Raw genomic sequence first — 20,597 nt, 5'->3', positions numbered from 1 at the left:
CGGCCCCGGGATCGCTCGACCCCCCCCGCCTGAATCCGATCCGTTTTCCCCATTCCTGATTGCAATCTCCAATTCCACCCCCCTCACACTCGGCACGCTGCTTGCTTTGCAACGCAAAGCACTTGACAGATGGTCCGCGCACCCGCATCATGAACACCATGGCGAAGATCCAGCCCATCCGGCCCCTGCCCGAGGCAGACGATCCCTCCCTCGACCTGCGCGAGCGGGCGATGGACAACCTGCGCTTCATCCGCGAGACGATGGAGCGTGCAGGCAGCTTTACGGCCGTGTCCGGCTGGGGGCTGGTGGTGATCGGGGTGGCGGCGGTGCTGGCGGCGTGGCTGGCCTCGCGGCAGCAGTCGCCGGAGAACTGGCTGGCCACGTGGACCGCGGCCGCGCTGGTGTGCCTGCTGATCGGCCTGCTGACGTCGGCCACCAAGGCCCGGCACGCCAAGGTGAGCCTGCTTACCGGCCCCGGGCGCAAGTTCATCCTCAGCCTGGCGCCGCCCTTGGCCGCGGGAGCCGTGCTTACCGCTGTTCTCTTTCCCGCGGAGCTCATCGGCGTGCTTCCCGGGATGTGGCTGCTGCTGTTCGGTGTGGCCATCGTGGCCGCCGGCGCGTTCTCGGTGAGGGCGGTGCCCGTGATGGGCATGTGCTTCATGGCCGTGGGCGTGGCGGCGCTGTTTTCGCCCGAGGCCTGGGGCGATGCGTACATGGCCGCGGGGTTCGGCGGGCTCCACATGGTGTTCGGCACCCTGATCGCGCGGAGGCACGGTGGCTGATCCGAAGCCTTCGGAGCCGCTCGCCAGCTCGGTCCTGCGCAGCGTCGCCGGCTCGGCCGACGAGGGCTCGGCAGAGCTGGACCGGCTGATCCACGAGCGCGTGCGGCTGGGAATCGTCAGCGCGCTGGCGGTGAACACGTCCATGGCGTTCAACGAGCTCAAGACCATGCTGGCGCTGACGGACGGCAACCTGAGCGTGCACGCCCGCAAGCTCGAGGAGGCCGGCTACGTGGTGTGCACCAAGAGCTTCGAGGGGCGCACGCCCCGTACGGAATACGCCCTGACCGACGCGGGGCGCACGGCACTGGAGGCGTATCTGAACCACATGGAAGCGCTGATCCACGCCGTTCGCGATCGCTGAAACGTCCCTTTTTTTGCCTGGATACTTTACGATGCAAAGAACTTTCACCATCAGCCCGAATCCAGGGATGCACGTGGCCCTCATCATGGACGGCAACGGGCGATGGGCCGCCGCGCGCGGCTTGCCCCGGTTGGCGGGGCACCGCGAGGGGGCCAAGGCGGTGCGCCGCATCGTGGAGGCGGCGCCGGGGCTGGGCATCGGCACGGTGACGCTCTACGCGTTTTCGTCAGACAACTGGGGCCGCCCCCCGCGCGAGGTCGCCGGGCTGATGCGCCTGTTCCGGGGCTACCTGGCGGGCGAGGCGCAGCGCTGCGTGGAGAACGGGGTTCGCCTTCGCGTGATCGGCCGGCGCGACCGGCTGCCGGAGGTGCTCGTGCGCCAGGTGCGCGCGGCGGAGGATGCCACGGCGGGCGGTACCCGGCTGACGCTGAGGATCGCCCTGGACTACTCGGCTCGCGACGCGCTGATGCGGGCGGCGGCGCTGGCGACCGGTGATTCGCGCGAGGACTTCGCGGTGGCACTCGGCCGCGCGATGGGCGAGGACGAGCCCGCGCCGGACGTGGACCTGCTGGTCCGCACCGGCGGCGAGCAGCGGTTGAGCGACTTTCTGCTCTGGGAGTGCGCCTACGCCGAGCTGTACTTCACCCCGCTCGCCTGGCCGGAGTTCGATCCCGCCGCGCTCGGCAGGGCGGTGGAGTGGTTCCAGGGGCGGGAGCGGCGGTTTGGGCGGCTGAAGAGTGCGTGAGGGGGGAAGTGCGTTAGTGCGTGAGTGCGGAAGTGCGAAAGTGCGGGATCGGAAAGGCGTGGTTGGGAGCTTCGGATACATCTCTTGGGGGAGGCGACGATGGATAGGGCGATGAACGACCGGTGCAACGCGATGCTTGGCACGGTGGGAACCGCGGAAAGGATGGGACAGCGATGAACGGAGCAGATGCGGCCCTCGCCTCGCGCGAGGCAGCGGGCATGGCGATCAGCCGGGGGACGCGCACGGGCCTGGGCGTGCTCGGCGCGGCGGTGGCCGTCGGAATCGCGGGCGACCTGCTGCTGCGCAGCGCGCCCTGGGGCATCAACATCACGCTCTTCACCTTCGTGCTGGTGGCGGCCATCGTCGGCCTGCAGCGGTGGGTTGAGACGGACGACGCGGCGGTGGGATGGATTCCTCTGGCACTGGGCGCCGCGGCGCTGATGGCCTGGCGCGACTCGCCCACGCTCAAGGCGCTCACCCTGTCGGCGCTCGCGCTGGTGCTGGCACTGGCGATGCTGCGGGCGCGCGGCGGCCACGTGCGGCTGGCGGGGCTGGCCAACCTGGCGCTCGGCGCCCTCGCGTCCGTGGCCGACGCCGCGGTGGGCACGGTGTCGCTGCTGACCCGCGACGTGCGCTGGAAGGAGCTGGGGGGCGGCGGATGGCCGGTCGCCATCGCAGTCCTGCGCGGCACCGCCATCGGCCTGCCCCTGCTGCTGGTGTTCGGCCTGCTGCTTTCGGCGGCGGACGCGGCGTTCGAGCGGCTGCTGGGCAGCGTCTTCGGCTTCGACCTGGCGTCGGGGATGGGGCACGTGCTGCTCGCCGCGTTCATCGCCTGGCTCGCGGGCGGCGTGCTGCGGACGATGGCCGTGGGCGGCGACCAGCCGGGGCCGGACGTTGTACGCCCGGCGGGGCTGTCGCTGGGGATGGTGGAGGTGGGCACCGCGCTGGGGATGTTGAACGCGCTGTTCCTGGCCTTCGTCCTCGTGCAGCTGCCGTACTTCTTCGGCGGGGTCGCGCGCGTGCAGGCAGCGGGTTCGACCACCTTCTCGGAGTACGCGCGGCGCGGGTTCTTCGAGCTGGTGACGGTGGCCGGCTTGGTGCTGCCCCTGCTGCTGCTGGCCGACTGGATCGTCCGGCGCGAAAAGCCCGGGCACGAGCGCGCGTTCCGGCTGCTGGTGGGCATGCAGGTGGCGCTGCTGTTCGTGATCATGGCCAGCGGCCTTCATCGCATGCGGCTGTACTGGGGCGCCTACGGGCTCACGGAGCTGCGGCTGTACACCACGGCCTTCATGCTGTGGCTGGGCGTTGTGTTCGTCTGGTTTGTGTGGACCGTGCTGCGCGGCCATCGGCAGAGGTTCGCCTGGGGCGCGCTGATGGCGGCGGTGGAGATGATGGTGCTGCTGCACGTCGCCAACCCCGACGCCATGATCGTCCGCGTGAACGCCTCGCGTGCCGACGCGGCCGCGCGCTTCGACGCCATCTACGCCGCCCGGCTGAGCGCGGACGCGGTGCCGCCGCTGCTGTCTACGCTCCGGGCCGTGGACGACAGCCCCACCCGATGCCACGCCGCCGAGCGCCTGCTCGCGCGCTGGGAGGGCGAGGGCGACTGGCGCAGTTGGAGCCTGTCGCGCGGCCGCGCCTCCTCGGCCGTCGCCCGCCATCGCAAGGAACTCCAGTCGATGGCCTGTCCCGCGGCACCGGCGTCGGTCGCGACTTCACTGCCGGCTCGCCCGGCGGTGGGGCGATGAGCACGGCGGATCTGGGCGCCCGGCTGGAAATGCCGGCGCAGGCCACCGCGTCCGTCGCCCTGGTTCCGCTTCCGGGCGCACGGCAGTTGGTCCCGGGCGCCACGCGCGCCCCCGCGAACGCCATGCTGTGGGTCTTCGTGGTGGGGTACGGTGGATTGGCGACCATCTGCGCCGCGGACCTGCTCGCCCCATGGATGGGATGGGCCGTCGCCCTGCTGTACGCTCCCGGCGTGCTCTGCACGATGATGGCGGGGGCCGTCCTGGGGCTGTACACGGTGTGGAAGCCCACCGAGCGCAAGTTTCGCCAAGCGGTGGTGCCGGCCGTGGCGCTCGTGGCCACCCTCGCCACCGCGGAGCTGCGGACGGAGTTCGGAGTGGAGGCCTTCGCGTCGTCGCGGGTCACCCTTCTCGCGCCCGTGGCGGACCAGGTGATGCGGAGCGGAAGGATCGAAGTGCTCGCGGTAGCAGGCGAGTGGGTGGAGTTGAACGGATATGCGGGGAGCCGAAGGGACGGGTTCTACTCCGCGCAATCGTCGACGAGCCCACGGATCGAGCCTCAGTACGAGCGATCGGCGAGCAGGTCTATGGACGATGTGCTGGCGTCGGACGGGATCAGCCGGCCTGAGTTCGACCGTCTGACCGCGGCGATGAGGGCCGCCGGAGTCGATCGAATCCTGGCCCGGCCCGGCCACGTCTCGTTCCGGCTCGGGCAGAACGGCTCCACGTACCTTGTCTACGCGCGCCCCGGCCAGCCGCTGGCCTCCACCACCAGCTATCTGGAACGTACGACGCTGCGCCGAACGCCGCTCGGTGACGGCTGGTACCTGCTGCGCAGATAGCGGGAAGGGTCCGGACGGCGAAAGGGGGAGAGCACGATGATCGTGCCCTCCCCCTTCCCGTGCAGGCCGCCTTACGCCCGCGGCAGCACCGGGGCTCGTTCGCCGCGCAAAATCTCCTCGAGCTCGCCTACCATCGTGCCGTCGCCGGGCTCGCTGGTGTCGAACAGGCCGTCCTGGCCGCGCGTGGCGTTGCGAGCCGGCGCATGCAGGTTCAGCCACCGATCGAACGCCTCGCAGGCACCCAGCAGCGCGTAGAACGTCCTGCCCCGGCGCGACGGGCTGCCCATGAGGTCGGCGATCAGCGCGATGAAGGAGACCGGGATGACGATGGCGTCCTTCATCCCGTCCAGCACCGTCTTGAACTGGAAGATGAGAAAGTCGCGGATCAGCACGCCCGACGGCGTGCCTTCGTATTCGTTCATGCCAGCCTCCGGAACGGAATCGATGTTCATGGGGGGTGATACGGCGGGGGAGGGGCGGCGGTTTCAGCCGAAGCCGGGTCCGCCGAAGGGGATTCCCGGGCCCGGGGGCCTACAGCCGGGCCTCGGGAGGAATCTCGATGGCCACGCCGTCCGCCACCCGCCGCATCACGGGAAGGATGGCGGGCACCGGGGCATCCGCCAGGGCGGCGAAGATTTCCCCGACGGTTCCGTAGCCGGCCAGGCGCCGCAGCGTGTGCACGGTGGGCGGCAGCATCTTCAGCGAGCCCAGCTCGAAGTAGTGCACCGCGCCACGGGCCGTCAGCCAAACGCTTTCCGTCAGCTCCTCCTCGTGCGGCGTGCACACGGCCTCGGCGTCCACGCGGGCCAGGAAGAAGCGCGTGTCGTAGCGCCGCGGTTCCGGCTCGGGGGTAATCCAGTGCGCCAGATACAGCAGCTCGTCTCCCGCCATCCGCAGGTTGCGGGTGATGAAGATCTGCCGCAGGTCTACCACGCTGCTGAGCAGTGCGCGCCGTGCCACGTCGATGTTCGAGAGCGCCCCGCCCGGGTTGGTGGCGTCGTCCGACACGCGGGCCAGCAGGATCCCCGTTTCCTCGAACGCCTCGCGCACGGCGGCCACCACGTAGGCCAGCGCCTCGGCCGGGTCGACAAGGCCCAGGCGCTCGGCCCACTGCATGGGCGTGGGCCCGTCCAGGCGCTCCATCACGGCCGGGTCGCGGTCGTCGTCGTCCACCACGCCGCCGGGAAACACCCACGCGTCGGCCGCGAAGCCGCTGCGCTTGCTGCGGCGCATCAGCAGCACCTCGGGCCCGTCGTCCGAGTCGCGCGCCAGCAGCACGGTGGCGGCCGGGCGCGTGGGCGCCGGGACGAAGCCGCCCGCCTCCACCTTGGCCGCGAAACCCGCCGGAAGATGCTCTTCCGGGATCAGGAACACGTTCGGATCGCCGGTGGCGCGGCGCGTCGCCGAGGCGGCGGACAGGTGGGAAGACGGCTCGGTCACGGGAGGGGACGCTGGAGTTTCGAATGGCTGAACCGCAACGTACGGCGCAGGATGCGCGCCGCGAAAGAGCCTTGCCCGCGAGTGGACGTGCGCGCGGTCATCCGGCGTCCGCCGACGCATCGACCGGGGCCCCGAATCCGCCACCTCCCGGTGTCTCCAGCACCAGCCGGTCGCCCGCCTCCACCTCCATCCCGTCGACGGACTTCAGTTCGATTTCTCCGCCCGCCGCGCGGACGACGCGCTGGCGCCCGGGCGCGCCGCCCAGGCCGCCCGCCATGCCGTACGGCCCCTCCGCGCGGTGCTGGGTGAGGACGGACAGCGACATCGGCTGCAGGAACGTGAGCTCGCGCACGGCACCGTCGCCGCCGCGCCAGCGCCCGGCCCCGCCGGAGCCCGCGCGCATGGCGAAGCGGTCCACCCGCACGGGATAGCGGTGCTCCACCACCTCGGGATCGGTGATGCGCGTGTTGGTCATGTGCGTGTGCACCGCGCTGGCCCCGTGCCATCCCGGTCCCGCGCCCGACCCGCCACAGACCGTCTCGTAGTAGCCGAAACGCTCCGATCCCCAGAGCACGTTGTTCATCGTCCCCTGGCTGCACGCGGCCAGGCCCAGCGCCTTGAGCAGCGTGTCGGTGAGCCGCTGGCTGACCTCGGTGTTGCCGCCCACCACGGCGGGGTCGCGCGCGGGATCGCGGAAGGGCGGGTTCAGCAGGCCGGGGGGGATGTCGAGCTCCACCGCCCGCATCAGCCCCTCGTTCAGCGGAAGCGGCTCGCGCACCAGAAGCCGCAGCACGTAGAGGACGACGCTGCGGACGATGGCGGGAGTTGCGTTCAGGTTGCCGGGATGCACGTCCGCCGAGCCCGCGAAGCTGATCGAGGCGCGGTCGCCTTCGACGACGATGCGGACGCGGAGCGGCGAGCCGTCGTCCAGCCGCTCCTCGGCTTCGTATACGCCATCGGGAATGCCGCGCAGTGCGGCGCGGATGCCGTCTTCCGCACGGCGCTTCAGCGCGCCCATGTAGCCGGCCACGGCGCCGCGCCCGTGCTCGCGGGCCATCGCGCGCAGCATCTCGGCGCCGCGGTGGTTGGCGGCGACGGCGGCGGCCAGGTCGGCCAGGTTGTCGTCCACGGCGCGAGAGGGGTGCGGGCCGCCCTCGAGCACCGCGCGGATCTCGCCCCACCGCGCCTGGCCCTCGCTCACCAGGTGCATCGGCGCGATCACAACGCCTTCTTCCGCCAGCGTGCGCGCGGACGGCGGCATGGACCCCGGCCGCGTTCCGCCGATCTCGGCGTGGTGCGCGCGGCTGGCCACGTAGCCGATTACCGTACCGTCCGTGTCGTGAACGGGCGTGATGACGGTGACGTCCGGCAGGTGCGATCCCCCGAAGCCGGGGTGGTTGGTGACGACGACGTCCCCCGGCCGCATGGGAACGGCCTCGCGGACGGCGCGCACGCACAGCCCCATGGCGCCCAGGTGCACGGGAATGTGCGGCGCGTTCACGACCAGCTCGCCGTCGGCGTCCAGCAGCGCGCAGGAAAAGTCCAGCCGTTCCTTGACGTTGGTGGAGAGCGCCGTCCGGCGGAGCATTTCGCCCATCTCTCCCACGAGCGCGCGGAATCGTGAGATGAAGAGCTCGGTGCGGACCGCGTCGGGGGAGGAAGTGCGTGAGTGCGTGAGTGCGTTAGTGCGGGAGTGAACGGCACCTGGATCGGGCGCCGTCGCGGCGGCGTGATCGACACCCACTTCTGCACTCACGCACTGCAGTATCACGTTTTCTGCCGAATCCAGCCGCGCCATCCACCCCGGGGCCACGAACGTCGCGCTGTGGCGCTCGGCGATCAGCGCGGGACCGGCCAGGCGCGCGCCGGGGCGCAGTCGCTCGCGCTCATACACCGGGACGTCCGCCCACGCGCCGCCCAGCCAGGTGGGGCGGGTGGCGGCTGGGGTCGCGTCGTGGGGCTGGGGGTCGGGGGCGGCCGGGGGATCGGCGACTACGGTGGATGCGATGGCGCGCAGGCTCTCCACCTCGATCGGCCGCGCGGCGGGGCGGTGGCCGTAGATGGCGGAGTGGCGATCCTCGAACGCCGTACGGAGGTCGATGGACGGCTCCCAGTCCACCATCAGCGTGGAATCCTGGCCCACGTAGCGCAGGCTGGCGATCCGCCGCCGGATGACGATGGAGGACCGGTCGACGCCCTCGCGCGCCACGGCGTCCACCGCCTCGGCCGCCAGGGATTCGAAGGTGGATGCGATCTCGCTGCCGATCTCGTCCAGCCGCCGCAGCACCTGCCGCTCCGCGAAGCGCTCCAGCGGCGCGTGCCCGATGCCCAGCGCGCTCAGCAGCCCCGCGTCCGCCGGAACCACGACCGTGCCGATCCCCAGACGCGAGGCGACACCGCATGCGTGCTGCGCGCCCGCCCCGCCGAACGCCACCAGCGCGTACTCGCCGGGATCGTATCCGCGCCGCAGCGAGATGCCGCGGATGGCGTCGGCCATGCGCTCGTCCGCGATGTCGATCAGGCCGGAAAGCAGGGCCTCACCGCCGACGTCCTCCCGCGTCTGCTCGCGGACGCGCGCCGCCAGCTCGTCCGCCGCGACGCGGGCGGGCTCCGGGTGAACGGGGATCGCGAAGCGCGCGGCGTCCAGCCGGCCCAGCAGCAGGTTGCAGTCGGTGACGGTCAGCGGGCCACCGGCGCCGTAGCACGCCGGCCCGGGGGACGCGCCGGCGCTTTCCGGCCCCACGCGCAGCCCCTGCGCGTCGATCGTGCAGATCGATCCGCCGCCCGCGGCCACGCTCTCGATGGCCAGCGCGGGGGCGACGATCCGCGCGCCGCCCACCTCGTGCTCCCACACGTACTCGAAGTCGCCGTCCACCCGCGCCACGTCGGTGCTGGTGCCGCCCATGTCGAAGGCGATCACCCGCGCGAACCCCGATCGCCGTCCCGCCAGCGCGGCACCCACCACGCCACCGGCCGGACCGCTGAGCAGCGAGTCCTTGGCGCGAAAGTCCGCCGGCTGCACCAGTCCACCCGAGCTCGTCATCACGTGGAGGCGCCCGCCGCCCAGCGCCCCGCGCACGCCCTCCAGGTACCGCCCGATCACCGGCCCCAGGTAGGCATCCACCGTCGCCGTCTGCGCGCGCGACAGCAGCCCGATGAACGGCGCAAGGTCGCTGGAAAGCGCCACGTGCTCGAACCCCGCCTCGCGCAGCACCCCCGCCAGCGCCCGCTCGTGCGCCGGGTCGCGGAAGGCGTGCATCAGCGCCACCGCCGCGGAGCGCACGCCAGCCGCCACCGCCCGCTCGGCCGCGGAACGCGCCGCGTCCAGGTCCAGCGGCACCAGCACCGACCCGTCCGCCGCCAGCCGCTCCACGACCTCGGCGGCGGTGGTGTACAGCGGCTCGGGCGTGCGCACGTCCAGCGCGAACAGGTCCGGCCGCTGCTGCGTGCCAATCCGCAGCAGGTCGCCGAAGCCGCGGGTGATGAACAGCGCCGTGGGCGCGCCCCGCCGCTCCAGCAGCGCGTTGGTGCCGCGCGTGGTCGCCAGCCGCATCGCCAGCGGCGGGAGCGCGGCGTCCGCGGGGGTGCCCGTCACCAGCCGCGCGGCCAGGATGGGCGCCTCCTCGGCGGAGCGAACCTCCACCGCGGCTCCCGGCTCGGCGCCAGACAGCGGCCCGTCCAGCCGGACCGTGCCCGCCGCCGGGTCGTACGAGCGGATGCGGGTCGCGGAATCCATCGCCAGCAGCCGCAGCTTCAGCCCGTCCACCACGCCCGGCGCCGCGCCCCACTCCTCTCCGATCGTCAGCACGTCGGGCGCATCCACGGAACGGATCACGCCACGGAGCGCGCTGCTGCTGAGCACCTTGGCGCGGCGAAGCGTCCCCGCCGGGTCCAGCGCCAGGCAGTCCGTGAAGGTGCCGCCGGTATCGATCCAGATCTGCCAGGTCACGGAAAGCGCGATCAGAAGAAGCGGCGCACGACAGCCAGCAGCAGGCTGAGCACCACGGAAACGACGATCATCGTCACGATGGGAAAGTAGACCCGCGTGTTGCCGCTCTCGATGCGGATGTCACCCGGCAGGCGCCCCACCCAGCCCAGCGCGCCCGTCATCACCAGCAGCCCCACGATGACGATCGCGGCGCCGAGCCCCACGATCAGCAGGCCCACGGATCGGTTGTCCATGCGAATGTGGAGGAAAACGGGCGGACGCGGTTCGGAAAAGCGATGATAAGCGCGCTGGGCGGCGCGGAAAAGACGAGGCCCCGGCAGACTCTCGCCCGCCGGGGCCTCAGGTGCGGCGAATCCTGCCGCGTGCTACTTGTCGTTGCCCTCGGTGGGCGTGACGCTGACGTCCGGCGTCACCACGGTCTGCGTGTCGGTGCCCACGTTCACGTTCGCGGGATCGACGTCGATCGACGGAGCCTCGCCGCCCTTCACGTCAACGTCCGGGAGCGAGCCCTTGTCCTCGACCTCGGCGGTGCACGCGCCCAGCGCCAGCCCGAAAGTGGCGATCGCCAGCAGTCGCTTGATTTGCATACGGTTATCTCCCTGAGACGGAAACGGAAAAGCCTGCCGCTTCGTCGGGGTGCAACGCGCGTGCCTAACCTGTGTTCATCCTGCTGCCGGCGTGCCACCCCGGTCTCACGGGAGAACGCTCGTTCGGTTGTGCGACAGGCGGATGGGAGCGATCTTGGCGACTTGAGCAGGGCGTATACGAACCAGCACCATCGAACGGACATCGTATGAACAACCGGCATATCCGCCCGGTAGAGATCTATCTGAACACGCCGCCGCCGGATCCCAGCGTACCCCGGGCGGTGCGCGGCTCGCAGGTGACCTTCGCCGACCTGGCCGAGCCGCAGAGCCAGAACGTGGCGGGAACCCTCTTCGGCGGCGTGCTGCTGGGGTTCATCGACCGCGCGGCGGCGTTCTGCGCCATGAAGCACGCGGGCCGTCCCGTGGTCACCAAGAGCTTCGACGAGGTGGAGTTCAACGAGCCCATCTACATCGGCGAGCTGGTGATTGCGCACGCGTCGGTGAACTTCACGGGCAACACCAGCATGGAGATCGGGGTGAAGGTGATGGCGCAGAACCCCATCACCGGTACCGAGCGGCACACCAACACCTGCTACGCCACCTTCGTCGCGCTCGACGAGACCGGCCGGCCGGTGCGCGTTCCCCCCGTGCTCCCCGAGACGGACGAGGAAAAGCGCCGCTTCGAGGGCGGCCGCCAGCGCCGCGAAGAGCGCCTGGCCCGCCGCCGTCCGCGCAAACGCGAGTAGCGGCGGCGCAGACTGTGCGGCCGGTGGCGGGAGGTGTCCAGACTTGCCAGTTTTTCGTCCGCTGTGTAACGTTGGCTAGCGCGTCGGATCACCAGACCGATTCCCTCACGCACCCACGGAGGCAAGGTTGAAGATCGCACCTTTGGGACGTGAGGCCACGATCGACGACCTCTACAAGGTCGAGGGCAAGGCGGAGCTCGTGGACGGGAGGATCCTCCTCATGAGCCCCCGGGGAGATCTGCACGGCACGGCCGCAGGCAACATTTTCGCCAGCCTGAAGGCGTACCAACGGGCTCATGGCGGCGGTCGGGCTTACACTGGCGGGCTGGGCTTCATCTATTCGCCCCGACGCTCCTTCTCGCCCGACGCGTCCTGGTATGTCGGTCCACGAGCGGGTGGCAAGATGCTGGACGGCGTCCCGCTGTTCGTTGCGGAGGTGCGCAGCCCGGAGGACTACGGCCCTGCGGCGGAGCGGCGGATGGCGGCGAAGCGCGCGGCCTACTTCGACTGCGGCACCCAGGTCGTGTGGGACGTGGACGCGTTGCGCGCGGAGGTGATTCGCGTGTACCGCGCCGCGGACCCGGAGAACGCCGACGTCTACAAGCGCGGCGAGGTCGCCGACGCCGAGCCGGCGGTGCCGGGATGGCGGTTCCCGGTCGAGGAATTGTTCGAGGACTAGGCCCAGATCGCCCTCCCGCTCGGCGCACACGGCTTTGCCTCTCCGGCACCATCTTCCCTGGCGCGCACCGTCATCTGCACCACTGCACACCCCGAACTGACCCGCCACCGCGCGTGACCGATATCCGCCTCTCCCAATCCGCCGCGCGGGCGCTGATGCTGGCCGCGCAGGGGCTGGATCGGCGTCCGCGGCGCCGCGCCACCAGGGCCGGCGTACTCGACGCCATCCGCCGCATGGGCGCGCTGCAGATCGATACCATCAGCGTCGTGGCGCGCAGCCCGTACCTGGTGCTGTGGTCGCGCCTGGGCGATTATCGGCCGGAGTGGCTGGATTCACTGCTGGCCGAAGGAAAGCTCTTCGAGTACTGGGCGCACGAGGCCTGCTTCCTTCCCACCGAAGACTACCCCCTGTTCCGCCGCCGCATGCTCGATCCTTCATGGGCCGGGTGGCGAGGGTCGCACGCGCTGATGGAGCGGCACCCGGAAAGCGCCGCGCGGCTCCTGGCGCTGGTGCGCGAGCGCGGGCCAGTGCGGTCCAGCGACTTCGAGCGGCTGGAGAAGGGCGGCACCTGGTGGGACTGGAAGCCCGAAAAGCGGATGCTGGAGGCCCTGTTCACCGCCGGCGAGCTGATGATCCGCCGGCGCGACCGGTTCCAGCGCATCTACGACCTTCGCGAGCGGGTGCTGCCGTCGTGGAGCGACGACCAGCTGCCCCCGGCCGAAGCCGTGGATCGCGCGCTGGCTCTCAAGGCCGTCCGCGCGATGGGCGTCGCGAAGGCCAGGTGGGTGGCCGACTACTACCGGACGAGCAAGACGGCGACGAAGCTGCTCCCCGCGCGCCTGGCGCAATCCGGAGAGCTTCACGAGGTGGCGGTGGAGGGATGGAAAGAGCCCGGCTACGTGCACCCCGACCACCTGCCGGCCGCGCGCGCCGCGGACGAGGGGCGCCTGAAGCCCACGCTCACCACCCTGCTTTCTCCGTTCGATCCGCTGGTGTGGGACCGGGTGCGCGCCAGCGAGATGTTCGGCTTCGACTATCGGCTGGAGTGCTACACGCCGGCTCCCCGGCGCGTCTACGGCTACTACGTGCTTCCCATCCTGCGGCGCGGCCGGCTGATCGGGCGGATGGATGCCAAGGCGCACCGGCAGGAGGGGATCTTCCAAGTGCGGGCACTGTACCTGGAACCGGGCGTGCGCCTGAGCGACCGCGCCGCCGCCGACGTGGCGAACGCCATCCAGGAGTGCGCCGCGTGGCACGGAACGCCCGGCGTGTCCATCACCCGTTCCGACCCGCCACAAGTAGCACATCAGATCGCGGGATGTCTGGACGCAGCGCGGATTGCAGCTTCCCGGGGCGGTTGATGAAGTGGACAGTCCGATATAGATTAACCGCAGCGTCTTCATCCAGGAGGTCCGACGTGATCCAGCACAATCCTGATTTCCGCCTGCCGGTGCCCGAGGCCGCGGCCAGGCTGGCGGAGGTCGTAGAGCAGGTAACCGGCGACCCGGGGCGGGCGGTGGTCGTAACCCCTGATGTGGCGGCGCGGCCGGCGGTGATCGTGGACGCGGAGCACTATCGGCTCGCGGTCGCCAAGGCCGCGTCCCTGGACCGCTTGAACGGCCGCCCCGTTCCGCATGGCGGGCTGGTCGTGCCGCTGGTCGACGATGTGGAGATCGAGGCGGGGATCGCCGCGCGGCGTAGAGAGCAGACCCGCCTGGCGGCAGCCAAGCTCGCGGATCTCCGATGACGCTCGCGGGACGGCGAGCGAACTCGGCGTGCCTCTGATCACGCGCGATCCAGAGATCGCCAACGTCGCGGGTCTGGAGATCCTCTGGTAGCCGACTTGCCGAAACCGATCCGCAGCACCTCTCGTAAGTCATTCTCACGCACGCAATTCGCAGGGCGTCGGCGGGCACCTTCACCACCGGGCGGATGTACGGAATCGCGGGGCTGCTGACCGGCCGCACGCTGTGCGGGCGCTATCGCATCGAGGCGGTCGTGGGACGCGGCGGCATGGGAGCCGTGTACCGCGCCCTCGACGAGCGCCTGGGCCGCGCCGTGGCCGTAAAGGTGATCGGCATCGTGGCGCACGAGCCGGCGGAGCACGCGCGCCTGCAGGCCCGCTTCCTTCGCGAGGCGCGCGCCGCCGCCGCGCTTCACCACCCCAATGTGGTGGCCATCCACGACTTCGGCGCCGACGAGGAGCTGGGGCTGGACTTTTTGGTGATGGAGCTGCTCCACGGCGAGGACCTGGCCATGCGCCTGGCGCGCAGCGGCCCGCCGCCCACGCACGTGTCGCTTTCCATCCTCCGCCAGGCCGCCCGCGGGCTCGCGGCCGGCCACCGCGTCGGCATGGTGCACCGCGACGTAAAACCCGGCAACCTCTTCCTCCTGGAGGGCGACCACGCCGACGACCTGCACGTCCGCGTGCTGGACTTCGGCATTGCGCAGGTGGCGGGAGACGAGGGCGCGACGGCGGCGCAGCTGACGGAGTACGGACGCGCGCCGTTCTCCCCCGCGTATGCCTCGCCGGAGCAGATGCGCGGCGACGACCGCATCACCCCCGCGTCCGACGTGTTCAGCCTGGGGGCGGTGGGCTACCACCTGCTCACCGGCCTGCGCCCGTTTACCGCCACGGATGCGGGGCGGATGGCGATGGAGGCGGCCGAGTCCGTGCGCATGCTGCCGGAGCGCGCGCCGCACCTGCCGCGGGCCGTAGTGGAGACGCTTCAGCGCGCGATGGCGGCCAACCCGGCGCAGCGCTTTCGCGACGCGGCCGAGTTCGCCGAAGCCCTCTCCACCGGCGCGACGCCCCTGTCCTCGGAACCCCCGGTGCACACGGCCACCACGCCGCCCCCCGTGCGGACGCCGCGGGCATCCCTCGCGGCCGCCGTCTCGGTGGAGCCGTCGCCCGACGACGAGACCCGGATGCAGATGCCGCCGCCCGCACGGGGGCACGCGTCCATTCCCGCGCCGGCGATGTACGCGCCGCCGCCGGCGCATGCGTATCCGTCCGCCGCGGCGCCGACCGCATATCCGGCGGCCGCGGCGCCACCGGCCGCGTATCCGCCCGCCGCGTACCCGCCGCCCCGCGCGGGGGCGATGCGCCGGTTCGCGCGGGGACTGTGGCAGTTCATTATCACCTGCACGGCGCTGGCGCTGTTCGTGGGCGCGTGGGCCCTGGCGAGCATGGGTGTGACGGCGGAAGACACGCGGTGGGTCTACGCGGGTGCCGCGGCCGCCATCCTGTTCACGCCGCTGGCGGTCCACCGGCTGAACGGGGGGCGGGGGCGGCTGGGGCTGGGCGTCGCGGCCTGCATGCTCGCGACCGGCGGGGCGGTCTACTACGTGGGGACGGACGGCGATCCGGCCATCACCCTGGCCGCCGTCTTCGGCGTGCAGGTGGTCGCGAGCTTCATCACGTTGCGCCTCACCCGCCGGCGCCTGCCGTTGGACGCGTACCATCCGGGGACCTGACCGGCGTCCCGGTTGATAAGAATCGCCAAGGAGAGAAACGGATGGGAGCGTGGGGTGCGGGGAGCTTCGACAACGACGACGCGGTAGACTGGCTGGCCGACCTGGAGCACGCGCGCGACCTGGCGCCGATCGACGCCGCGTTCGCCACCGTCACGGGTGAAGGCGAGCCCGGGGAGCCGGAGGCGTCGGTGGCCATCGCCGCCGCGGAGGTGGTCGCCGCGATCGACGGCCGCCCGCTGGCGGACCTCCCGGGCGAGATCGTCGACTGGATGGCGTCCGCCCGCCTGCAGCCGGATCCCGGGCTCACGGAGCGCGCCCGCGCCGCCGTTCAGCGCGTCCGCTCCTCGTCCGGGCTGAAGGTGCTGTGGGGAGAGGGCGATCCCGCCGAGTGGTACGGGCACATCGACGATCTGCTGGGGCGGCTCGGGTAGAACAAAGGTCGTGGCGGGCAGACGGACATCGGCGCACGCCGCGGCCCCCCCCATCCCCAGCCCTTCCCCCGCACACTGCGCGGGGGAGAAGGGAGCCAGTGTGGCGCCTCGCCATAACTCGTTGCAACGCCCGGCCTTGTCATCCCGATGCCCAGGCGCGCCGCACCCGCCCGCAGCACATCCCACGCGTGCCGAAGGATCTTGCCGAGGGCACGTAATAGCGTGGGCGCGGCAGCGGACACCGGAGCAGAGGCCGCAACATCGGGCGTTTCGAACTGGGCCGGCGCATGCCCCGGCTGCCCTCACCCTCGGCCCCTCTCCCGCAAGCGGGAGAGGGGAGAATTCGATCGCGCTTCAGCAGGTGCAGAGTGCGTGATCCCGCACCCTCCACGTTGCCGGCGCACGCCGCTGTTGGCCCCTCCCCCGGCCCCTCCTCGCACGGTACTGCTGTGCGGAGAGGGGAGAATTCGATTGCGCTGTGGACGGCCTCGCGCGCCCGACTACGCCAGCAGTCCGCGCAGGCGGACTTTGGGCCGTTGTTGCCGCGACTTCAGTCGCCCCAGCAGGGCCGAGACCTCGGCTGCCGTGCCCGCTGCCGCGCCCTGGCTGGTACCCGTCCGCGGTTAGGTCCTTCGGCGCGGCAGGTCTGGCGTACGGGCCGGCAAGGTGCGCCTGCGGCTCAGGATGACAGGTGCGCTTCGGCAGGTTTAGCTGGCGCGCTTGACTCCGCTAGCAGTCCGCGAAGGCGGACTTTGGGCCGTCGTTGCCGCGACTTCAGTCGCCCCAGCAGGGTCGAGGCCTCGGCTGAACACGACCGCCCCGCTTTCCGATCCCCTCCGCCGCGAATACCTTCCGCTCGTCCTCTCGGCAGAGTCCCCGCACCCCCGGCGCACCGTGTTCCGACGCATCGCCCCGCTCGCCGCCGTGCTGATCCCGGCGGCACTCGCCGCCCAGCAGCCCATGCCCGGCTACTCGCCGCGGTCCGCCGAGCGCGAGCGCGCCGCCGAGGCCGCCGCCGTGCGCGCCCCCACGCCCGAGCGCGCCCATGCCCACGCGCGCGTGCTCAGCGCCGAGCCGCACGTGGCGGGCACCCCGGCCCAGGCCCGCACGCGCGACTACGTGATCCAGCAGATGCGCGCGATGGGGCTGCAGACGGAGGTGCGCGAATACCGCGTCTGGCTGCCGCACGCCACCGCCGTCCGCGCCTGGCGCGTCTCGCCCGACGCCATGGAGTTGGAGCTGGCCGAGCCCGCCGTACCGGGCGACAGCACGTCGGGGATGCCGCCGTACCTCACGGTGAACGGCTACAGTGCGGCCGGTGACGTGTCGGCCGAGGTGGTGTACGTCAACTATGGGCTCATCGAGGACTACGCGCGGCTCGACTCGCTGGGGGTCAGCGTGCGCGGCAAGATCGCCATCGCCCGCTACGGCAGGAGCTACCGCGGCATCAAGGCGCGCGAGGCCGAGCGGAACGGGGCCGTGGGGCTGATCATCTACAGCGATCCGCGCGATGACGGCTACGTGGTGGACGACGTGTATCCCGAAGGCCCCATGCGCTCCGCCGACGCCGTGCAGCGGGGCAGCGTGATGAACGGCAACGGCGACCCCTCCACGCCGGGATGGGCCAGCGTCGAGGGCGCGCGCCGCCTGCCCGCGGGCGAGATGTCCGTCCCGCGCATTCCCGTGGTGCCCATGGCGTACGGCGACGCGGCCGAGCTGCTGCGCGGCATCCGCGGTACGGACGTTCCGCAGGAATGGCAGGGCGGGCTCCCGTTCCGCTATCACGTGGGCCCCGGCCCCATCGTCGCTCGGCTGCGGGTGGAGACGGACGCGGAGACGGCGGGGTTCAAGGAGATCTGGAACACCTTCGGCATCATCCGCGGATCGGAGTTCCCGGATGAGATCGTGATGATCGGCGCGCACCGCGACGCCTGGGGCCCCGGCGCGGCCGACAACGTCAGCGGCACGGTGAGCGTGCTGGAAGCGGCGCGCGCCCTGATCGAGCAGGCTGCCAGCGGCAACCGCCCGCGACGGACGCTGATGTTCGCCACCTGGGACGCCGAGGAGTGGGGGCTGATCGGCAGCACCGAGTACGTGGAGCAGGACAGCGCACGGCTGATGCGCGGCGCGGTGGCGTACCTCAACCAGGACGCGTCGGCGCTGGGGCCGGACTTCGGCGGCGGCGGCTCGCCTTCGCTGCGGGCCACGCTGCGCGACGTGGCCCGCGTGGTGCCGGACCCGTCCGGGCAGGGGAGCGTGTACGAGGCGTGGCGGCGGCGCTCGGTGGTGGCGGATTCCATGGAGCCGTCGATGGGCGACCCGGGGGGCGGATCCGACTTCGCGGGCTTCTACAACCACCTGGGCATTCCGCACGCGGACTGGGGCTTCGGCGGGCGGTACGGCGTGTACCACTCCCAGTACGACTCGTACGAGTGGATGCGGCGCTTTGGCGACCCCGAGTGGAAGAGCCACGCGGCAGCCGCGCAGGTGGGCGCGGCGATGATGCTGCGCCTGGCCAACGCCGACGTGCTGCCGTACGACTACGCCGAGTTCGCGCGGACCATGCGCGGCTACCTGCCCATGATGGATGCGGCCATCCGCAAGCAGGGGTGGGAGCTGTCGACGGACCCCCTGCGCGCGTCCATCGACCGGATGCACGCGGCCGCCACGGAGTTCGCCACCGCGCGCGACGCCGCGCTCGCCGGCCGGGCGCCGGGACGCGCCACGCTGCAGCGCACCAACGCGGCACTGATGCGCGTGGAGCGCGCGCTCACCCGGCCGGAGGGGCTGGGTACGCGGCCCTGGTTCCGCGCGCTGATCTACGCCGCGGACGAGAACAACGGATACTCGAACGTGGTGTTCCCGTCCGTGTCCGAAGCCGTCCGCGCGAGCGACCGCGCGCTCACCGAACGCGAGGTGGCCGACCTGGCCTCGCGGTTCGACGCCGCTACGACTGCGCTCGTGGAAGCCCGGAGCGCGCTCACGAACTGAAAAACTGCAGTTTCACGCAGAGGACGCAGAGAGGACAGAGAGGACGCAGAGGCGCTTGCATGGGCCCTCTGCGTCCTCTCCCTTTTCTCTGCGCCCTCTGGTGCGTCAGGCGAAGCCTGACCTCTCTTGTGAACTGAAAGGAGTTCACCATGTGAAATGCCTGTGACACATGTAGCCGAGCAGGCAGGGTGGCCGGGCAACCGGAGCTCTGAAGCCCTGCGAGGCGCACGGTGCGAGCCGTAGCGAAAGCGAACCCGGTTCAGCCTCGAAACGCAAAGATGAGAGCGGCCAGCCTTTCAGAGATGGTGAAGCCAGCACGAACAGGGAAGACACAGGCATGTGCACCTGTCGGCTCTCCGGGGTGGTAGGGGACGGCGCGTATCGAGAGAGGGGTCGAGGAACCTGAGAAGCACCCGGCGTGCGGGGTCGTGCCCCGAGGCGCGGCTGGGAAACCATAACCAGCGTGTGCCGCACGGCCGGGTGGCGGAGGGGGCCATAGTAGCGGGGAAGCGGAGTAACTCCCGTGGAGCGAAGGGCCCCTGCCGGTGGGATGCGGAGTCAGAAACGAGGAGAGACCGCTTGCGTCACGACGCCACTACGGGAGACGGGGAGGAAGTGCCGGAGGCCTTTGCGGCCAACGGCAAGGGCCTGCCCCTGAAGCTCTTCACGCTGAGACAGAAGCTGTACCTGAAGGCGAAGCGAGAGCCGAAGTTCCGGTTTTATGCACTGTACGACCGGATCCACAGGCAAGACGTGCTTGAGGCGGCCTGGGACCTGGTGGCCCGTAACGAAGGCGCACCGGGGGTGGATGGGGTCACGATCGAGCAGATCGAGAACTCACCCGGGGGGCCGGATGCACTGGTGGCGGAACTGCACCAGTCGCTGAAGGCGAAGACGTACCGTCCTCAGGCGGTGCGGCGCGTGTACATCCCGAAGCCCGACGGCAGGCTGAGGCCGCTCGGCATTCCGACGATCCGTGACCGGGTGGTGCAAACGGCAGCGAAGCTGATCCTGGAGCCCATCTTCGAAGCGGATTTCCTGGAGTGTTCACACGGCTACCGGCCGAAGCGCAGCGCGAAGGATGCGCTGGCGCAGATCGAAGAAAATCTGCGCGCGGGATACACGGCCATCTACGATGCGGATTTACAAGCCTACTTCGACACGATCCCGCACGACAAGCTGATGAAGGCGGTCGAGCGGCGGGTGGCGGACCGTTCGGTCCTCGCCCTGATCCGCATGTGGCTGGATGCCCCGGTGGAAGATCGTGGCGAGGACGGCCGGCGGACGGTGAGCCGGCCAAAGCAGGGGACGCCGCAGGGCGGGGTGATCTCGCCCCTGCTGGCCAACCTGTACCTGCACTGGTTCGACGAGGTATTCCACCGCAGTCATGGGCCAGGGACGTGGGCGAAAGCCCGGCTGGTCCGCTATGCTGACGACTTCGTGATCATGGCGCGGTACGTCCCGGCTGCGATCACGAACTGGGTGGAAAGAACCGTGGAAGGATGGCTTGGCCTGACGATCAACCGGGAAAAGACCCGGGTGGTGAGCGTGACCCGGACCAGCGGGGAGAGCCTGGATTTCGTGGGCTACACCTTCCGCTACGACTGGGATCGCCATGGAAGAAAGTTCCGCTATCTGACGGCGGTTCCTTCAGACAAGGCGGTGGCTCGCCGCAAGGAGCGCGTCCGGGAGCTGACAGGGCCGAAGCAGTGCTTCGTGCCCGTGTCCGAACTGGTTCAGCAGGTGAGCCAGGAGCTTCGGGGCTGGAGAGGGTATTTCAGCTACGGGCACCCGCGCCGCGCCCATCGAAAGGTGAACGCGT

At 70.9% G+C, this 20,597-nt stretch carries 18 protein-coding genes; 13 read left to right on the top strand and 5 right to left on the bottom strand.

Annotated elements, in window-relative coordinates; all coding sequences use genetic code 11:
- Window positions 1-158 precede the first annotated feature (158 nt).
- From VF632_RS07790 to VF632_RS07770, 5 genes are all read left to right on the top strand, one after another.
- The gene (locus tag VF632_RS07790) at window positions 159-782 is read left to right on the top strand and encodes a hypothetical protein (protein ID WP_331022308.1); all 624 of its coding nucleotides are present in this window, start codon (window positions 159-161) and stop codon (window positions 780-782) included.
- The gene (locus tag VF632_RS07785) at window positions 775-1,143 is read left to right on the top strand and encodes a transcriptional regulator (RefSeq protein ID WP_331022307.1); all 369 of its coding nucleotides are present in this window, start codon (window positions 775-777) and stop codon (window positions 1,141-1,143) included. The genes VF632_RS07790 and VF632_RS07785 overlap by 8 nt, the downstream gene beginning before the upstream one ends.
- A gap of 31 nt (window positions 1,144-1,174) precedes the next feature.
- On the top strand, window positions 1,175-1,888 hold the full coding sequence (locus tag VF632_RS07780; RefSeq protein ID WP_331022306.1) for a di-trans,poly-cis-decaprenylcistransferase: 714 nt from the start codon (window positions 1,175-1,177) through the stop codon (window positions 1,886-1,888).
- Between the two features lie 173 nt (window positions 1,889-2,061).
- Complete coding sequence (locus tag VF632_RS07775; RefSeq protein ID WP_331022305.1) at window positions 2,062-3,636, top strand: DUF4173 domain-containing protein; 1,575 nt, start codon at window positions 2,062-2,064, stop codon at window positions 3,634-3,636.
- On the top strand, window positions 3,633-4,475 hold the full coding sequence (locus tag VF632_RS07770; protein WP_331022304.1) for a hypothetical protein: 843 nt from the start codon (window positions 3,633-3,635) through the stop codon (window positions 4,473-4,475). The genes VF632_RS07775 and VF632_RS07770 overlap by 4 nt, the downstream gene beginning before the upstream one ends.
- A 71-nt stretch (window positions 4,476-4,546) precedes the next feature.
- Here VF632_RS07770 and VF632_RS07765 read toward each other — a convergent pair whose 3' ends face one another.
- The 5 genes from VF632_RS07765 to VF632_RS07745 form a co-directional block, all read right to left on the bottom strand.
- Window positions 4,547-4,897 carry a hypothetical protein gene (locus tag VF632_RS07765; RefSeq protein WP_331022303.1) on the bottom strand — a complete coding sequence of 117 codons (351 nt, stop codon included), beginning with the start codon at window positions 4,895-4,897 and terminating at the stop codon, window positions 4,547-4,549.
- 109 nt (window positions 4,898-5,006) lie between these two features.
- Window positions 5,007-5,915, bottom strand: a complete 909-nt coding sequence (locus VF632_RS07760; protein WP_331022302.1) for an NUDIX hydrolase — start codon at window positions 5,913-5,915, stop codon at window positions 5,007-5,009.
- A gap of 97 nt (window positions 5,916-6,012) precedes the next feature.
- Window positions 6,013-9,864 carry a hydantoinase B/oxoprolinase family protein gene (locus tag VF632_RS07755; protein WP_331022301.1) on the bottom strand — a complete coding sequence of 1,284 codons (3,852 nt, stop codon included), beginning with the start codon at window positions 9,862-9,864 and terminating at the stop codon, window positions 6,013-6,015.
- Between the two features lie 11 nt (window positions 9,865-9,875).
- Window positions 9,876-10,097: a DUF2905 domain-containing protein gene (locus tag VF632_RS07750; RefSeq protein ID WP_331022300.1), complete on the bottom strand. Its 222-nt coding sequence runs from the start codon at window positions 10,095-10,097 to the stop codon at window positions 9,876-9,878.
- A 132-nt stretch (window positions 10,098-10,229) separates the two neighbouring features.
- A complete protein-coding gene (locus tag VF632_RS07745) occupies window positions 10,230-10,451 on the bottom strand; it encodes a hypothetical protein (protein WP_331022299.1) in 222 nt (73 codons plus the stop codon).
- 206 nt (window positions 10,452-10,657) lie between these two features.
- Between VF632_RS07745 and VF632_RS07740 the strand changes: the two genes are divergently transcribed.
- The 8 genes from VF632_RS07740 to ltrA form a co-directional block, all read left to right on the top strand.
- Window positions 10,658-11,197 carry an acyl-CoA thioesterase gene (locus VF632_RS07740; RefSeq protein ID WP_331022298.1) on the top strand — a complete coding sequence of 180 codons (540 nt, stop codon included), beginning with the start codon at window positions 10,658-10,660 and terminating at the stop codon, window positions 11,195-11,197.
- Between the two features lie 127 nt (window positions 11,198-11,324).
- Window positions 11,325-11,876 (top strand): Uma2 family endonuclease, encoded by a 552-nt coding sequence (locus tag VF632_RS07735; protein WP_331022297.1) that lies wholly within the window; start codon window positions 11,325-11,327, stop codon window positions 11,874-11,876.
- Window positions 11,877-11,989: 113 nt separating this feature from the next.
- Window positions 11,990-13,237, top strand: a complete 1,248-nt coding sequence (locus VF632_RS07730; RefSeq protein ID WP_331022296.1) for a winged helix-turn-helix domain-containing protein — start codon at window positions 11,990-11,992, stop codon at window positions 13,235-13,237.
- 56 nt (window positions 13,238-13,293) lie between these two features.
- Window positions 13,294-13,623 (top strand): hypothetical protein, encoded by a 330-nt coding sequence (locus VF632_RS07725; RefSeq protein ID WP_331022295.1) that lies wholly within the window; start codon window positions 13,294-13,296, stop codon window positions 13,621-13,623.
- A gap of 185 nt (window positions 13,624-13,808) precedes the next feature.
- Window positions 13,809-15,353 (top strand): serine/threonine-protein kinase, encoded by a 1,545-nt coding sequence (locus VF632_RS07720; RefSeq protein ID WP_331022294.1) that lies wholly within the window; start codon window positions 13,809-13,811, stop codon window positions 15,351-15,353.
- 41 nt (window positions 15,354-15,394) lie between these two features.
- Window positions 15,395-15,784, top strand: a complete 390-nt coding sequence (locus tag VF632_RS07715) for a DUF4259 domain-containing protein (protein WP_331022293.1) — start codon at window positions 15,395-15,397, stop codon at window positions 15,782-15,784.
- Between the two features lie 894 nt (window positions 15,785-16,678).
- Window positions 16,679-18,775 (top strand): M20/M25/M40 family metallo-hydrolase, encoded by a 2,097-nt coding sequence (locus tag VF632_RS07710; RefSeq protein ID WP_331022292.1) that lies wholly within the window; start codon window positions 16,679-16,681, stop codon window positions 18,773-18,775.
- Between the two features lie 579 nt (window positions 18,776-19,354).
- A partial coding sequence (ltrA, locus tag VF632_RS07705; protein WP_331022291.1) for a group II intron reverse transcriptase/maturase occupies window positions 19,355-20,597 on the top strand: 1,243 nt, incomplete at its 3' end.

This window comes from Longimicrobium sp., assembly GCF_036388275.1.
Lineage (GTDB): Bacteria > Gemmatimonadota > Gemmatimonadetes > Longimicrobiales > Longimicrobiaceae > Longimicrobium.
The sequence above is the reverse complement of the archived record's forward strand: the minus strand, read 5'-3'. Positions and strand labels throughout refer to the sequence as shown.

Excerpts from the sequence above, each read along its gene's own strand:
- VF632_RS07780 (WP_331022306.1), top strand. The coding sequence starts at position 1,175 with ATGCAAAGAACTTTCACCATCAGCCCGAATCCAGGGATGCACGTGGCC.
- VF632_RS07740 (WP_331022298.1), top strand. The coding sequence starts at position 10,658 with ATGAACAACCGGCATATCCGCCCGGTAGAGATCTATCTGAACACGCCG.
- VF632_RS07745 (WP_331022299.1), bottom strand. The coding sequence starts at position 10,451 with ATGCAAATCAAGCGACTGCTGGCGATCGCCACTTTCGGGCTGGCGCTG.
- VF632_RS07775 (WP_331022305.1), top strand. The coding sequence starts at position 2,062 with ATGAACGGAGCAGATGCGGCCCTCGCCTCGCGCGAGGCAGCGGGCATG.
- VF632_RS07770 (WP_331022304.1), top strand. The coding sequence starts at position 3,633 with ATGAGCACGGCGGATCTGGGCGCCCGGCTGGAAATGCCGGCGCAGGCC.
- VF632_RS07790 (WP_331022308.1), top strand. The coding sequence starts at position 159 with ATGGCGAAGATCCAGCCCATCCGGCCCCTGCCCGAGGCAGACGATCCC.
- VF632_RS07750 (WP_331022300.1), bottom strand. The coding sequence starts at position 10,097 with ATGGACAACCGATCCGTGGGCCTGCTGATCGTGGGGCTCGGCGCCGCG.
- VF632_RS07715 (WP_331022293.1), top strand. The coding sequence starts at position 15,395 with ATGGGAGCGTGGGGTGCGGGGAGCTTCGACAACGACGACGCGGTAGAC.
- VF632_RS07720 (WP_331022294.1), top strand. The coding sequence starts at position 13,809 with ATGTACGGAATCGCGGGGCTGCTGACCGGCCGCACGCTGTGCGGGCGC.
- VF632_RS07765 (WP_331022303.1), bottom strand. The coding sequence starts at position 4,897 with ATGAACGAATACGAAGGCACGCCGTCGGGCGTGCTGATCCGCGACTTT.